At 70.2% G+C, this 15,674-nt stretch carries 9 protein-coding genes and 2 pseudogenes; 10 read left to right on the forward strand and 1 reads right to left on the reverse strand.

Annotation, left to right across the window (positions count from 1 at the left end):
• The first annotated feature begins 21 nt into the window (after positions 1 to 21).
• The 10 genes and pseudogenes from AB0D57_RS18585 to AB0D57_RS18630 all read left to right on the forward strand — a co-directional run bounded on the left by AB0D57_RS18585 (position 22) and on the right by AB0D57_RS18630 (position 14,289).
• Positions 22 to 2,220, forward strand: coding sequence for an FdhF/YdeP family oxidoreductase (locus AB0D57_RS18585; RefSeq protein ID WP_362073600.1), 2,199 nt, complete (start codon positions 22 to 24; stop codon positions 2,218 to 2,220).
• An 89-nt stretch (positions 2,221 to 2,309) separates the two neighbouring features.
• Positions 2,310 to 3,267, forward strand: a pseudogene (locus AB0D57_RS18590) (MFS transporter); the annotation flags it as partial.
• Positions 3,266 to 3,806 (forward strand): annotated as a pseudogene (gene narY, locus AB0D57_RS18595) (nitrate reductase subunit beta); the annotation flags it as partial. The pseudogenes AB0D57_RS18590 and narY, both read left to right, overlap by 2 nt.
• Positions 3,724 to 4,344: a nitrate reductase molybdenum cofactor assembly chaperone gene (gene narJ / locus AB0D57_RS18600; protein WP_362073398.1), complete on the forward strand. Its 621-nt coding sequence runs from the start codon at positions 3,724 to 3,726 to the stop codon at positions 4,342 to 4,344. The pseudogene narY and the gene narJ, both read left to right, overlap by 83 nt.
• Positions 4,341 to 5,120 (forward strand): respiratory nitrate reductase subunit gamma, encoded by a 780-nt coding sequence (gene narI / locus AB0D57_RS18605; RefSeq protein ID WP_362073401.1) that lies wholly within the window; start codon positions 4,341 to 4,343, stop codon positions 5,118 to 5,120. The genes narJ and narI overlap by 4 nt, the downstream gene beginning before the upstream one ends.
• Positions 5,121 to 5,395: 275 nt before the next feature.
• Positions 5,396 to 6,862, forward strand: a complete 1,467-nt coding sequence (locus AB0D57_RS18610) for a diaminobutyrate--2-oxoglutarate transaminase family protein (protein ID WP_362073603.1) — start codon at positions 5,396 to 5,398, stop codon at positions 6,860 to 6,862.
• Positions 6,863 to 7,283: 421 nt separating this feature from the next.
• Positions 7,284 to 9,266 carry an IucA/IucC family protein gene (locus tag AB0D57_RS18615; protein ID WP_362073606.1) on the forward strand — a complete coding sequence of 661 codons (1,983 nt, stop codon included), beginning with the start codon at positions 7,284 to 7,286 and terminating at the stop codon, positions 9,264 to 9,266.
• A gap of 39 nt (positions 9,267 to 9,305) precedes the next feature.
• Positions 9,306 to 10,199 carry a GNAT family N-acetyltransferase gene (locus AB0D57_RS18620; protein WP_362073404.1) on the forward strand — a complete coding sequence of 298 codons (894 nt, stop codon included), beginning with the start codon at positions 9,306 to 9,308 and terminating at the stop codon, positions 10,197 to 10,199.
• A 168-nt stretch (positions 10,200 to 10,367) separates the two neighbouring features.
• A complete protein-coding gene (locus AB0D57_RS18625; RefSeq protein WP_362073609.1) occupies positions 10,368 to 12,224 on the forward strand; it encodes an IucA/IucC family siderophore biosynthesis protein in 1,857 nt (618 codons plus the stop codon).
• 88 nt (positions 12,225 to 12,312) lie between these two features.
• Positions 12,313 to 14,289 carry an ATP-dependent DNA helicase gene (locus tag AB0D57_RS18630; protein WP_362073408.1) on the forward strand — a complete coding sequence of 659 codons (1,977 nt, stop codon included), beginning with the start codon at positions 12,313 to 12,315 and terminating at the stop codon, positions 14,287 to 14,289.
• Between the two features lie 237 nt (positions 14,290 to 14,526).
• Here the strand turns inward: AB0D57_RS18630 and lexA are convergent, their stop codons facing one another.
• Positions 14,527 to 15,303, reverse strand: a complete 777-nt coding sequence (lexA, locus tag AB0D57_RS18635; RefSeq protein WP_362073411.1) for a transcriptional repressor LexA — start codon at positions 15,301 to 15,303, stop codon at positions 14,527 to 14,529.
• Positions 15,304 to 15,674 lie beyond the last annotated feature (371 nt).

Here is a 15,674-nt window from a genome sequence, read left to right on the forward strand (position 1 = left end):
GGGGCGGGGGGGGGGGGCGGACTGGGGTGGGGGCGGGGGGCCGGCGCGGGGGGCGCCCTCGTGGACGGGCCCCGGGCGATCATGCGGATGAACCACGAGAAGAGTGGCTTCGACTGCCCCGGATGTGCCTGGCCCGACGACACCAAGGGCCTGCACCTGGACATCTGCGAGAACGGCATCAAGCACGTCACGTGGGAGATGACCCACAAGCGGGTCGGCCGCGAGTTCTTCGCCGCTCATTCGGTCACGGAGCTGTTCGGCTGGAGCGACTTCGACCTGGAGGACCAGGGCCGGCTGACCGAACCGATGGTCTACGACCCGGAGTCCGACCACTACGTCCCGATCAGCTGGCACGACGCGTTCGAGAAGGTCGGCAGAGCCCTGCGCGAACTCGGCAACCCGGATCAGGCGTCGTTCTACACCTCCGGCCGCCTCGGCAACGAGGCCACGTTCCTCTATCAGCTGATGGCCCGCGAACTGGGCACGAACAACCTGCCGGACTGTTCCAACATGTGCCACGAGGCCAGCGGTCGCGCACTGCGGGCGTCCCTGGGGACCGGCAAGGGGACCGTCGACCTCAAGGACTGGGAGGTGACCGACGCCCTGTTCATCATGGGCGTCAACGCCGCCTCCAACGCGCCCAGGATGCTCACCGCTCTCGCCGAGGCCCACCGCCGTGGCGCCCAGATCGTGCACATCAACCCGCTGGTCGAGGCGGCGGCGACGCGCACCATCGTCCCGCACGGCTTCCTGGACATGGCCACGTTCCACACGACCCGGACCAGCACGCTGAACCTGCAACCGCGCATCGGCGGCGACATGGCGCTCCTGCGCGGCATCTCCAAGACGGTCCTGGAGCAGGCCAAGACCGACCCCAAGGCGCTGGACCAGGAGTTCATCGACCGGCACACCGCGGGCTTCGGCGAGTACCGGGCCCTGTGCGAGGAGACCTCCTGGGAGGAGATCGAGCACCAGTCCGGGCTTGGCCGCGACGAGATCCTCAAGGCGGCACACGTGTACCGCGACGCCGACCGCAGCATCATCAGCTGGTGCCTGGGCGTCAGCCAGCACGAACATGGTGTCGACACCGTGCGGGAGATCATCAACGTCCTGCTGTTGCGCGGCAATCTGGGGCGGGAGGGAGCGGGACCGTCCCCCGTGCGCGGGAACAGCAACGTCCAGGGCAACCGGACCTGCGGCATCGACCACCGGCCCACCGAGGAGTTCTTGGAGCGCCTCGACGAGGCCTGCAAGATCGACGCGCCCCGTGAGCACGGCCTGGACACCGTCGGCACCATTCACGCGATGCACCGCGGCGACGTGAAGGTGTTCGTCGGCATGGGCGGCAACTTCGCCCTCGCCGCGCCCGACACCCCGTACACCTACGAGGCACTGCGCAGGTGCGAACTCACCGTCCAGGTGAGCACCAAGCTCAATCGCAGCCATCTCGTCCACGGCCGGCGGGCGCTCATCCTGCCCTGCCTGGGCCGCACCGAGAAGGACGACCAGCGCCACGGCATCCAGAGCATCTCGGTCGAGGACTCGATGAGCATGGTCCACCTGTCCGTCGGCATGAAGCGCCCCGCCTCGCGGCACCTGCTGTCCGAGCCCGCCATCATCGCCGGGATCGCCCGCGCCGCCCTGCCGGACAGCCCCACTGCCTGGGAGTGGTACATCGAGGACTACGACCGCATCCGCGACACCATGTCCCAAGCCCTCGACGGTTTCGAGGACTTCAACCGACGTGTACGTCTGCCGCTCGGCTTCCGGATCAAGCAGCCCGCCCGCGAACTGGTCTTCCTCACGCCGTCGGGACGCGCCGAGTTCTCCACCGCGCCCCTGCCCGACGTCGTCCCCGCCCACGGCACCCTGGCGCTGGGCACCGTGCGTTCGCACGACCAGTGGAACACGACCATCTACTCCGACAACGACCGCTACCGCGGCATCAAGAATCTGCGCACGCTCGTCTTCATGAACAAGGACGACATGCGCGAGCGCGGCCTCTCCGAGTTCGATCCGGTCGACATCACCAGCACCGCCAAGGACGGCAGCACCCGCTCTCTGGCCGGCTTCCTCGCGATCCCCTACGACATCCCACGGGGTTGCGCCGCCGGGTACATGCCGGAGATGAACGTGCTCTGCGCGATCTGCAACTACAGCACCCAGAGCGACCAGCCGCTCATGAAACACGTCAAGGTCACCATCACCCCCGCCACCTGAGAGAGCGTCGTCGAGGCCGGCTCCAGCGATCGCCGGTTTGACGTTCTCCCGCGTCTGATCCTGTCGCTGGCTGTCGGCCCCCCGCTGCGCTGCTCAGCCCGCTCGGCCCCCGGCTCAAGGACAGCCTTGATCTGTCGTCGTTCGAGCAGTCGCTGCTGGTGGCGGTGCCGGTCGTGGTCGGCTCCCTGGGCCGTATCCCGGTCGGCGCGCTGACCGACCGGTACGGCGGGCGCGTCATGTTCCCGATCGTGTCGGCGGTCACCGTCGTGCCGGTGCTCTATCTCGGCCTGGCCAGGCATTCCTCCCTCGCCGCGCTGCTGATCGGCGGATTCTTCCTCGGCATCGGCGGCACCACCTTCGCTGTCGGCGTGCCCCTCGTCAACGCCTGGTTCCCGCCCGAGCGGCGCGGCCTGGCCATCGGCATCTTCGGCGCCGGTATGGGCGGTACCGCCATCAGCGCCCTGACCACCGTGAAGCTGGTCGACGCGCACGGTATGGCGACACCGTTCCTGATCACCGCCGTGGTCCTGGCCGTGTACGCCGTTGTCGCCGCGCTGCTGCTGCGCGACGCCCCCGGCCGAACCGTACCGACCGAACCCCTGGTCCGCAGGCTGGCCGCCACCGCCCGGCTGGGCATCACCTGGCAGGCGTCCGCGCTGTACGCGGTGGCCTTCGGTGGCTACGTCGCCTTCTCCGTCTACTTGCCCACCTACCTCAGGACCGGCTACGGCCTGACCCAGGCGGACGCCGCGAACCGCGTGGCGGGGTTCGTGCTGCTGGCGGTGGCGATGCGCCCGATGGGTGGCTGGCTGGCTGTCCGACCGGCTGGGCCCGATCCGGGTGCTGGCCGGCTCGCTGGCCGTGGTCGTGGCAGGGGCGGTCGCGCAGTCGTTCACCCCGGCGCTGGCGCCAGTGGGGACCATTGCCTTCCTGGCCATGGCGGCCGCGCTCGGGGCGGGCAGCGGGGCGACCTTCGCCCTGGTGGCCCTGCTGGCCCCGGCCGGCCAGGTCGGCTCGGTCACCGGAGTGGTCGGCGCCGCGGGCGGCCGAGAAGTGCACGCTCTGCTTCCCGCGCGTCGAGGTCGGCCTGCCCACCGTCGGCTCCGAGACCTGCGTGGGCCGGCTGCGCTACATCGGTCTCGTCCTCTACGACGCCGACCGCGTCCTGGAAGCCGCCTCCACCCCGGACGACACCGGCCTGTACGAGGCCCAGCGGCAGGTCTTCCTCGACTCCCGACGACCCGCAGGTGATCGCCGCGGCGGAGAAAGCCGGCATCCCGCGGGACTGGATCGAGGCCGCCCAGCGTTCCCCGATCCACGCCCTGATCAACACCTTCAAGGTCGCCCTGCCGCTGCACCCGGAGTACCGGACGATGCCCATGGTCTGGTACATCCCCCCGCTGTCCCCGGTGGTCGACGCCGTCCGCGACACCGGCCAGGACGGCGAGGACCACCACAACCTCTTCGCCGCCGTCGACGCCCTGCGCATCCCCGTCGACTACCTTGCCCAGCTGTTCACCGCCGGGGACCCCGCGCCCGTCGACGCCGTGCTGCGCCGTCTGGCCGCCATGCGCGCGTACATGCGCGAATCGCCGTCACCCTTCCCGACCCGGGCGCCCGCCCCTGCTGCGCTTCACCGCCCACGCCGAGCAGACCGCGCCCGCGGACCTGGCCGCCGCCTACGTGGCCACCTTCGACCTCCGCAAACGCTGCTGCCCGTATCTGACGTACTACGCGTACGGTGACACCCGAAAACGCGGCATCGGCCTGCTGCGGTTGAAGCAGACCTATGCTGCGGCCGGATGGCGCCTCGCCGACGACGAACTGCCCGACCACCTCGCCGTCGTCCTCGAATTCGCCGCCGCCGACCCCGCCACCGGAGCGCGCCTGCTCACCGAACACCGCGCCGGCCTGGAACTACTGCGGCTGGCTCTGACCGACGACGGCTCGCCCTGGGCGTATGTCCTGGACTCCCTCTCCGCCACCCTGCCGGCTCTCGCCGGCGACGACCGCGAAGCCGTGATGCGCCTGGCCGCCCAGGGCCCGCCCGAGGAGCAGGTCGGACTCGACCCGTACGCATCCCCGGTGTTCCTGCCCGACCCCGTAGTAGGAGGTCCCCGATGACCGCGCCCGCGCAGTTCGTCACCGCGGCTCCGGAAGCAGGCATCGGCGGCATTCTGCTGTGGATCGTCCTGCCCCATGTCTGCCTCGCGGTATTCGTCCTCGGCCACGTCTGGCGCTACCGCTACGACAAGTTCGGCTGGACCACCCGCTCCTCCCAGCTCTACGAGAGGCGGCTGCTGCGTATCGGCAGCCCGCTGTTCCACTTCGGCATCCTCGGCATCCTCGGCGTCCTGATCGGCCATATCGGCGGCCTGGTCATTCCCAAGAGCTGGACCGAAGCGGCCGGGATCAGCGAGCACACCTACCACATCGTCGCGGTCGCCCTCGGTATGGTCGCCGGCGCCGCCACTCTCGGCGGGCTGGCCATCCTGATCTACCGGCGGCGCACCGTCGGCCCGGTCTTCTCCGTCACCACCCGCAACGACAAGGCCATGTACGTCTCCCTCACCGTGACCATCGCGCTGGGCCTGTCCGCCACCGTGGCCGCGAACGTCGTCGGCGGCGGCTACGACTACCGCGAAACCGTCTCCCCCTGGTTCCGCTCCCTCTTCTACCTCCAGCTCGATCCGGACCTGATGACCGGCGCCCCGGTGCTGTTCCAACTCCACGCCCTCAGTGCCCTGCTGCTCTTCGCGGCCTGGCCCTTCACCCGGCTCGTCCACATGCTCACCGCGCCGCTCGGCTACCTGACCCGTCCCTACATCGTCTACCGCAGCCGCGACACCGGGCTCGGTGCCCGCGCCCCGCGCCGGGGCTGGGAGCGTACCGGGTCATGAATGCCCCGTGGTCGCTGACGGAGGTGGGCGATTGATGTCACCTACCTCTCCATCCTTGGCCGGGCCGTCACCGCATCGGTTCCGTCCCCACAAGGATCTTGGACTCACCCGCTTCCCACCATGGGGCGCGTCGTTGGTACGTACGGGGGTCTGCCGCCTGCGTTCAGAGCCCCCTGCCAACTCGCCTTTGGAGAGCGGGAGGACCCGAAGTCGTGGCCGTGACCGAGTCTGCGGTGGTGCCGGTGGGGCGCGAGCCCGAGGAGCCGCGGGAAGGTGTGCCCGAGACGGCGCGAGAGGGTGTCGGCCCGTCCGAGCGGGCGCGCACGGCGCATGAGGGGATTCTGCGGCGCCAGTCGGCGCGCGAGTCGGCGGCGCGCACCTATGCGCGCGCCCTGCCGATCGTCCCCGTCCGGGCGCGCGGGCTGACGATCGAGGGCGCGGACGGGCGCCGGTATCTCGACTGCCTCTCCGGCGCGGGGGCCCTGGCCCTGGGGCACAACCACCCGGTGGTCCTGGAGGCGATCAGAAAGGTCCTCGACTCCGGGGCACCGTTGCACGTCCTCGACCTCGCCACGCCCGTCAAGGACGCCTTCACGACCGAGCTGTTCCGCACGTTGCCGCCGGAGTTCGCCGGCCGCGCCCGGGTGCAGTTCTGTGGACCGGCCGGGACGGATGCCGTCGAGGCCGCGTTCAAGCTGGTGCGCGCGGCGACCGGGCGCTCCGGGATGCTCGCGTTCACCGGCGCGTATCACGGAATGACCGCGGGGGCGCTCGAAGCGTCCGGGGGAGCGACCGAGGTGCGGGTCGCGCGGCTGCCCTACCCGCAGGACTACCGCTGTCCGTTCGGTATCGGCGGCGAGCGCGGAGCCGAACTCGGCGCGCGCTGGACCGAGTCCGTGCTCGACGACACCAAGTCGGGCGTGTCCCACCCTGCCGGGATGATCCTCGAACCCGTCCAGGGCGAGGGCGGAGTGATTCCCGCGCCCGACGGCTGGATGCGCCGGATGCGCGAGATCACCGCGGCGCGCTCCATTCCCCTGATCGCCGACGAGGTCCAGACCGGGGTCGGCCGGACCGGCGTCTTCTGGGCCGTGGAGCACAGCGGGATCACCCCGGACGTGATGGTCCTGTCCAAAGCCATCGGTGGCAGTCTGCCCCTGGCCGTCGTCGTCTACCGCGACGACCTCGACGTCTGGCAGCCGGGCGCCCACGCCGGCACGTTCCGCGGCAACCAACTCGCCATGGCCGCTGGCGCGGCGACCCTCGCGTACGTTCGCGAGAACGGTCTCGCCGAGCGCGCCGCAATCCTGGGTGACCGCATGCTCACTCAACTCCGCCAACTCGCAGGGGAGTTCTCCTGCATCGGCGACGTACGTGGCCGTGGGCTGATGATCGGTGTCGAGCTGGTGAACCCCGAGGCATGCGCGAATCCCGCCGCCGACGGTCCCCGACCCGCCGCCCCCGAACTGGCCGTCGCTGTGCAACGCGAGTGCCTGCACCGGGGCCTGATCGTGGAACGGGGGGGCCGGCACTCCAGCGTGGTGCGGCTCCTCCCACCCCTGACCATCAGCGACGAACAGGCGACCGCGGTGCTCGACCGACTGGCGGACGCGATCGGGGCGGCGGTGGGCGGGGGTTCGGGCCGTGGTGGTCCGGTTCTGCGGAGCGGCGGGGGCCGTGGTGAGCCGGGTGAACCAGCCGAGCAGGGCCGGAGCCACGAATTCGGTGAGCTCGCCGGATAGGACCTGGGTGCTGGCCGGCCACATCCCACTGTGCCCCCCCGCAGCCGACCGCCTCCCGCCCCCAAGCAGCGTCCGTCTCCCGCACCAATGTCCCCGCCCCGGGCCGCCGCTCGCTGAGGCAGGAAACAGTCCCTCACCCGGACCACCACTCCCTCGACCTGATCCACAGACCCCACCCGATCAACCAGGAACACCAAAGGCCCCACGCACGACGCAGCACGCACCACGTACGCCAGTACCGCCTCGGTTCGTCGCCGCACGAGCCTGAACGACCCCACGAGGAACTCTCTTGAACGCCACCCCCGCATCCGACGGCCGTCCCGACACCCACGAGCGAGCCGCCCGTGGCACGCAGACCCCGCTCGCGCCGGGGGCCGAATCGGTCCCCCGGCAGAAGAGAGGGGCAGGGGAGGTCGAGCGGCTGCGCGGCACCACCGCCGACCTGCTGGAGCACCCCGCCGCTCACACCGCGGCCCAGTCGGCTGCGGTCGAGAACCTGCTGCGCTGCTGGGTGCGGGAGAACAACCTGTCCGCCCCCACCGACGGCACCCTCCGCATCCCCCTCCCTGCCAGCGGCACGTCCCTCCTTGCCCCGGTCCGCTACTGGTCCCCGACAGGCTGGCACCGCTTCGGCCTCCCACACCTCGCCGACACTCCCGACGGGGCACCGCCCGCCGACGCGGTCACGCTGGCAGCACTGCTCGCGCGCCAAACGGCGACGGGCGCCGAGACGGAGGCGTCCGCCGAGACCGCGCTGGGCGCGGAGATGTTGGCTGGCGTCGCGACGACAACCGCGGGCACTGCGGCGCCTGCGGGCACTGCGGCGCCCGCCGATGATCCCGCGCCCCCCACCGACGCGACAGCCACGGCCGGCACGGCGCCCGCTGCCGACCCCGTGCCCGACGCTTCCGCGCAGGACCCGCACAACCCCGCCGGTGACGGTTCCGACCTTGTCGGCCGCGTCGCGGACTCCGTGCGGCGCACGGTCGTATTTCTCAGCGACCGCAGGGAACGCCCCGCCGACACCCCCGACTTCTTTCTCGCCGCCGAGCAGTCACTTCTGCTGGGACACCCGTGGCACCCCACCCCGAAGAGCCGGGAGGGACTTTCCGAGGCCGAAGCACGGCGGTACTCACCTGAGCTGCGCGGCTCCTTTCCGCTGCACTGGATGGCGGTCGCCCCGTCGGTGCTGGCAGCCGGCTCGGCGTGGACGGAGCGCGGTCGCCCCGTCTCCGCCGAGCAGCTCACCGCGCGGCTGGCCGGAGCCGGGCTGTCGCTGCCCGACGGGTATGCCGCCCTGCCGCTGCACCCCTGGCAGATGGGCGAGGTCCGGCACCGTCCCGAGACCGCGGCGCTGCTCGACGCGGGGCTGCTCCGGGACCTCGGCCCGCACGGCTCCGCCTGGCACCCCACCTCCTCCGTCCGCACCCTCTACCGCTCCGGCGCTCCCGCGATGCTGAAACTGTCGCTGGGCCTGCGCATCACCAACTCCCGTCGTGAGAACCTCCGCAAGGAACTCCACCGTGGAGTGGAGGTCCACCGTCTGCTGCGCAGTGGCCTGGCCAAGCAATGGCAGGCCGCCCACCCGGGCTTCGACATCGTCCGCGACCCGGCCTGGCTCGCCGTCAATGCCCCCGACGGCACCCCTCTGGTCGGGCTCGACGTGATGATCCGCCACAACCCGTTCGGCCCGATGGACGACGCGGGCTGCATCGCGGGGCTCGTCTCACCTCGGCCCCACGCCCAACCCGGCGCACGGAGTCAGCCACACGACAGGCCCGCTATGCGGTCCCGGCTCGCCGAGATCGTCACCCGCCTCGCCGGGCGCACCAGTCGACCTCGGGGTGCCGTCGCCACCGAGTGGTTCCTGCGCTACCTGGAGCAGGTCGTACGCCCCGTGCTCTGGCTGGACGGCGAAGCCGGGATCGCGCTGGAAGCACACCAGCAGAACACCCTCCTCCTGTTGGACCCCGAGGGCTGGCCCGCGGGCGGCCGCTACCGCGACAACCAGGGCTACTACTTCCGCGCCTCACGGCGCGAGGAACTCGACGCCCGGCTGCCCGGCATCGGCGAGCACAGCGACACTTTCGTCTCCGACGAGGTCACCGACGAACGCTTCGCCTACTACCTCGCCATCAACAACGTGCTCGGTCTCATCGGCGCCTTCGGCTCCCAACGCCTTGCCGATGAACAGCTGTTGCTCGCCGCTTTCCGCCGCTTCCTCACCGACGTGGCCTCCGGCCCGGCGCGACTGCGTACGTCCTTGCCCGCCCACCTGCTCGACTCACCCGTCCTGCGGTGCAAGGCCAACCTGCTGACCCGGCTGCACGGCCTTGACGAACTCGTCGGCCCGGTCGACACCCAGTCCGTCTACGTCACTGTCACCAACCCCCTTCATTCCTGAGGACCATGACCCACCCCGTCTCCTGAGAGGAGCGTCGCCGTGCCTCCCACCGACGCGAGCACCGACGCCGGCACCGCCGCCGTCACCGATCTTGGCGCCGACCCGGGCCCCGGCTCGGGCACGGACAGCGAGGACACCCTCGACCTGCGTCTGCCCGACGAGCTCATCGCGCTCTTCGCCGGCGAGGTCGAATCAGCCGCGGGTACCGGGGAAGCCGCGGGACACAGCGCGGCCGCGGGCGACGCGAAGGCCAATGACGGCCGTGGCCGGTGCGACGAGCGCAGCCAGGACCAGCAGGGCAGAAAGGGCTGGCAGGGCTGGGCAGATGCCGCGGAGACCGCTCACGTCCGTCCGGCCGGTGACGACCTGCTCGACCACGTCGGTGGCTGGGGCCCGACCATCACTCCTCTGGGCACCTTCCACCTGGTTCCGGTACGTGTCGAGCGTGATCTCCCGCTCATCACCCGCTGGATGAACGACCCGGCCGTCGCGGAATTCTGGGAGCTGGCAGGACCTGAGTCGGCCACCGAAGCTCATCTACGCCTTCAACTCGACGGCGACGGACGCAGCGTGCCCTGCCTCGGCGTGCTCGAGGGCACCCCCATGAGCTATTGGGAGATCTACCGCGCGGACCTTGATCTCCTGGCCCGCCACTATCCCTCTCGTCCGCACGACACCGGAGTCCACCTCCTCATCGGTAGTGTCGCCAACCGCGGACGAGGCCTCGGGTCCGCCTTGCTCCGAGCGGTGGCCGACCTCGTACTGGACAAGCGCCCTTCATGCGCACGTGTCGTCGCTGAACCCGATCTGCGCAACACCCCCTCCGTGTCCGCCTTCCTGAGCGCCGGTTTCCGGTTCTCCGCCGAGGTCGATCTGCCCGACAAGCGGGCAGCCCTCATGGTCCGAGACCGGGCCCTGCGCGATCTGTTGTAGCGCCATCACTTTTAGTACACCGCTCGTCCCGATCCGGTTCCCTGTCGAGGAGTCCCCGTGCCGAATCCATCCGCCACCCCGGCCTTCGGAGAGCCGCCCGCCCTGTACGACCCACCTGAGCTGCGCAAAGACCGATGGGAGCAAGCCGGCCGCCGACTGCTCGCGAAGATGATCGGAGAGTTCGCATACGAGGAGATCATCCGACCGGAGCCGGAGCCGGAGCCGGAGCCGGAGCCGGAGCCGGAGCCGGAGCCGGAGCCGGAGCCGACGGGAGGACTGATCCCAGCGCGCAGCCAGCACGATGCAGCGACCAGCCTGGACACCGCACAACGGTCACTGACCCCCGCGCCTGCCCGTCTCTCCCCCCTACGCCCCTACACCCTGCGCCTCGACGCCGGTGACACCCTCTTCTTCCGCGCCCGCCGTGCCGCATACGACAGCTGGCGCGTCGACCCCGCCTCGCTCACCCTCACGGAAGAGGGGGAAGAGCCCCGCCCGCTCACCGACCCGCTCGACTTCCTCACCCGAGCCCGCGGCACGCTGGAACTCGACGGCGCGACGCTCGGCCATGTGATCCGTGAGCTGAACACGACGCTCGCGGCGGATGTGCGCCTCGACCGTGACGCCCTTACGGCGGCCGAGCTCGCCGACCTCGGCTACGCGGAGCTGGAGGGCCACCAGACGGGCCACCCCTGGATCGTGCTGAACAAGGGACGCCTCGGCTTCTCCGCGAGAGACGCCGCCGACTGGACGCCCGAGGCTCGCAGAGCGACGGCGCTTCCGTGGATCGCGGTACACACCACGCTCGCCACCTATCGAGGCGTCCCGGGCCTCGACACCGCGGAACAGCTCTACGCGCGCGAGCTCGCCCCCGCCACCAGGGAGACCTTCGACGCAGCACTACGCGCGCGCGGGCTCGCACCGGAGTCGTACCTCTGTCTGCCGGTGCACCCCTGGCAGTGGGACGCCGTCGTGCTGCCGCTGTTCGCGTCGTCCGTCGCCGTCGGCGCGATCGTGCCGCTGCCCTCGGACGGCGATCTGCGCCTGCCCCAGCAGTCGATCCGTACGTTCCTCAATGTCTCGCGCTCGGACCGGCACACGGTGAAGCTGCCGCTGTCCGTGCTCAACACCCTGGTGTGGCGCGGTCTTCCTACGGAACGAACGCTCGCCGCCCCCGCCGTCACCGCTTGGATGCAGACTCTCAGGGACGCCGACCCGTTCCTGCGGGACGCCTGCGGAGTGATCCTGCTCGGCGAGGTCGCCTCGGTGACGGTGAATCACCCCGTGTACGACGCACTTCCCGAGGTGCCCTATCAGTACAAGGAGTTGCTCGGAGCGATCTGGCGCGAGCCGCTCTCACACCACCTGGCGCCCGGCGAACGCGCCCGCACTTTGGCCGTGCTCCTGCACACCGATCCGGGCGGTCGCGCCTTCACGGCGGAGCTGGTCGCCCGCTCGGGCCTCGCCCCCGAGATCTGGCTGCGCCGTCTGTTCGCCGCGCTCCTGCCGCCGCTGCTGCACTTCTTGTATCGGTACGGCACGGTGTTCAGTCCCCATGGAGAGAACGCGATCGTTGTCTTCGACGACCATGACGTACCTGTCCGCCTGGCCGTGAAGGACTTCGTGGACGATGTCAACGTGAGCGCGGACCCCCTGCCCGAGCACGCGTCCATGCCGGACGACGTACGGAAGGTGCTGCTGACCGAGCCGCCGACGTTCCTTACCCAGTTCATCCATTCCGGGCTTTTTGTAGGCGTCTTCCGCTATCTCGCGCCACTCTGCCAGGAGCAACTGGGCGTTCCGGAGGCCGGGTTCTGGTCGCTGGTCCGCGCGGAGATCGTCCGCCACCAGACGCGCTTCCCCGATCTCAAGGAACGTTACGAGACGTTCGACCTGCTCACTCCTCGTATCGAGCGGCTGTGTCTGAACCGCAACCGGCTGCACCTCGACGGGTACCGCGACCGTCCCGAGCGCCCGCATGTCGCGGTGCACGGCACGGTGCCGAACCCCCTGCACCGGTCTTGATCACGCGCTGCCCACTCGTCTTGATCGCGTCCGTCGTCCCGGCCTTGATCGCCCGGTTGTCAGTGGCGCCCCGTAGTCTGGCAAAGCTATGACAGAGTCCTCACTCCCCGAACTCCTGCATGCTGCCGTCACTGCCGTCGGCGGCACGGAGCGCCCTGGCCAGGTGACCATGGCCGAAGCCGTCGCGGGTGCCATCGACGACAGCTCCCATCTGCTGATCCAGGCGGGCACAGGTACCGGTAAGTCGCTCGGCTACCTGGTGCCGGCGCTCGCCCACGGGGAGCGTGTCGTCGTGGCCACCGCCACCCTGGCGCTCCAGCGGCAGCTCGTGGAGCGCGATCTTCCGCGGACCGTGGACGCGCTGCATCCGCTGCTGCGCCGCCGCCCTCAGTTCGCGATGCTCAAGGGCCGGTCGAACTATCTGTGCTTGCACCGACTGAACGAGGGCGTGCCGCAGGACGAGGAAGAGGGCCTCTTCGACCAGTTCGAGGCGGCCGCGCCCACGAGCAAGCTGGGGCAGGACCTGCTGCGGCTGCGGGACTGGTCGGACGAGACCGAGACAGGCGACCGCGACGACCTGACGCCGGGCGTCTCCGACCGGGCGTGGGCCCAGGTGTCCGTGTCGTCCCGGGAGTGCCTGGGCGCCTCGAAATGTGCTTATGGGGCGGAGTGCTTCGCCGAGATGGCCCGCGAGCGTGCCAAGCTCGCCGAGGTCGTCGTCACCAACCACGCGCTGCTCGCCATCGATGCCATCGAGGGCGCGCCGGTCCTCCCGCAGCACGAAGTGCTGATCGTCGACGAGGCCCATGAGCTGGTCTCCCGGGTCACCGGTGTCGCAACCGGCGAGCTCACCCCCGGCCAGGTCAACCGCGCGGTCCGCCGCGCCGCGAAGCTCGTCAACGAGAAGGCTGCCGACCAGCTTCAGACCGCTGCCGAAGGCTTCGAGAGGCTGATGGAGCTCGCGCTGCCGGGACGCCTGGAAGAGATCCCGGAGGATCTGGGATACGCGCTGATGGCGCTGCGCGACGCCGCCCGGACGGTGATTTCGGCCATCGGCTCCACCCGCGACAAGTCAGTCCAGGACGAGGACGCCGTACGCAAGCAGGCCCTCGCCTCGGTGGAGAGCGTGCACGACGTGGCGGAGCGGATCACGAACGGCTCCGAGTGGGACGTCGTCTGGTACGAGCGCCACGACCGCTTCGGCGCATCGCTGCGGGTCGCCCCCATGTCCGTGTCCGGCCTTCTCAGGGAGAAGCTCTTCGCGGATCGCTCCGTCGTCCTCACCTCCGCGACGCTGAAGCTCGGTGGCGACTTCAACGGTGTGGGGGCGTCGCTGGGGCTGGCCCCGGAGGGTACGGAGGGCGACGACCTTCCGCAGTGGAAGGGCGTCGACGTCGGCTCGCCCTTCGACTACCCCAAGCAGGGCATTCTGTACGTGGCCAAGCATCTGTCGCGCCCCGCGCGTGACGGCGACCGCGCGGACATGCTGGACGAGCTCACCGAGCTGATCCAGGCCGCGGGTGGCCGCACGCTCGGCCTGTTCTCCTCGATGCGGGCCGCCCAGCTCGCGGCGGAGGAGCTGCGGACGCGCATCCCCGAGTATCCGATCCTGCTGCAGGGAGAGGAGACGCTCGGCGAGCTGATCAAGAACTTCGCGGCCGATCCGAAGACCTGTCTTTTCGGCACGCTCTCGCTCTGGCAGGGAGTCGACGTCCCCGGCCCCAGCTGCCAGCTGGTCGTCATGGACAAGATCCCGTTCCCGCGCCCCGACGACCCGCTGATGAGCGCCCGCCAGAAGGCCGTGGAGGACGCCGGGGGCAATGGCTTCATGGCTGTCGCCGCGACCCATGCGGCGCTGCTGATGGCGCAGGGCGCCGGCCGCCTCGTACGAGCCACGGGAGATCGCGGTGTTGTGGCCGTATTGGACCAGCGACTGGCGACGGCGCGCTACGGCAGCTATGTCAAGGCGTCACTGCCCGACTTCTGGTACACCACGGACCGTAACCAGGTGCGGCGGTCGCTCGCCGCGATCGACGAGGCGGCGCGGAGCGTGGAGGACGCGTAGCGTCTCCACGGCGGGCTGGTGCAAGCTGCGTTTCCGGGCCGGACCGATAGGAGCCTCGCCCGGAACGGTCCCACAACACCGGTCGTGTGACGACGCCAAGGGCAGCGGGAACAACGCCCCCCAGGGCCTGCACACATCCAAGGACTGGTCGGGAAAACGTCAGGGCCCCGGAACCGGCGCAGTTGGTTCCGGGGCCCGATCAGGGGCTGGGCGGTATGTCTCGCCCGATGCGCGCTGTCACACGCGCCGCAGTACTGCCACCACCTTGCCGAGGATGGTCGCCTCGTCGCCGGGAATGGGCTGGTACGCGGAGTTGTGCGGGAGCAGCCACACATGGCCGTCCTCGCGCTTGAAGCGCTTCACCGTGGCCTCGCCGTCGAGCATCGCGGCCACGATGTCGCCGTTCTCCGCGACCGGCTGGCGGCGGACCGTCACCCAGTCTCCGTCGCAGATGGCGGCCTCGATCATCGAGTCTCCGACGACCTTCAGCACGAACAGCTCGCCGTCGCCGACCAGCTGCCGGGGAAGGGGGAAGACGTCCTCCACCGACTCCTCGGCGAGGATCGGGCCACCCGCTGCGATACGGCCGACGAGTGGGACGTACGACGCGGCCGGCTTGCCCGTCGTGTCCGTGGGCTGCGCCGAGGACTGGTCGGAGCCCCGGACCTCATATGCCCGTGGGCGGTGCGGGTCGCGGCGCAGGAAGCCTTTGCGCTCGAGCGCCATCAACTGATGTGCGACCGAGGAGGTGCTGGAGAGGCCGACCGCCTGTCCGATCTCCCGCATCGACGGCGGGTAGCCGCGTCGCTGCACGGAGTCCCTGATGACCTCGATCACCCGGCGCTGCCTGTCGGTGAGTCCCGAGCTGTCCGCCCGGATGCCTGGAGGTCGGCCCGGCAGGGAGCGCTTGGGCCCCTCATGATTCGTGGCTTCATTCATCGCATGCACCGGCTCGAGTCGGCCCTGGGAGCGGTCCTGGGCAGTGATGGTGGCACTGTCTGCGGTGGTGGTCACGTCGGCCCCTCTCGATGGTCTCCCTGCTGGACAACGGTAGTTGCTTTCGAAAGGTTGCGCCAAACACACGTTCGAGTGAAAAAACGCAGATTGCCTGACGTGGTCAGGTGTTTGGGTGTATGGCTGACGCTACATCCGGCGGACAAAAGGGATCATTGTTGTACCCTTCACCGCCGGGGCGATGGCTGTGCCGACAGATGTGGGCCGCGGCCCAGTCTGCCATCCGGTACCTCGCCGACCGGGCACCGGCCCCCTTCTCGCGCGATGGCCACGGTATCCCCGTACGCCCGGGATCGGTATGGCCGTGCGGCACATGCCGATACGTGTGCGACACGCGCGCCGTGGGCGAATTTGCGGGTCGATCCCCACAT

The organism is Streptomyces sp. NPDC048275 (assembly GCF_040652275.1).
GTDB lineage: Bacteria > Actinomycetota > Actinomycetes > Streptomycetales > Streptomycetaceae > Streptomyces.

Excerpts from the sequence above, each read along its gene's own strand:
- narI (WP_362073401.1), top strand. The coding sequence starts at position 4,341 with ATGACCGCGCCCGCGCAGTTCGTCACCGCGGCTCCGGAAGCAGGCATC.
- AB0D57_RS18625 (WP_362073609.1), top strand. The coding sequence starts at position 10,368 with ATGATCGGAGAGTTCGCATACGAGGAGATCATCCGACCGGAGCCGGAG.
- AB0D57_RS18630 (WP_362073408.1), top strand. The coding sequence starts at position 12,313 with ATGACAGAGTCCTCACTCCCCGAACTCCTGCATGCTGCCGTCACTGCC.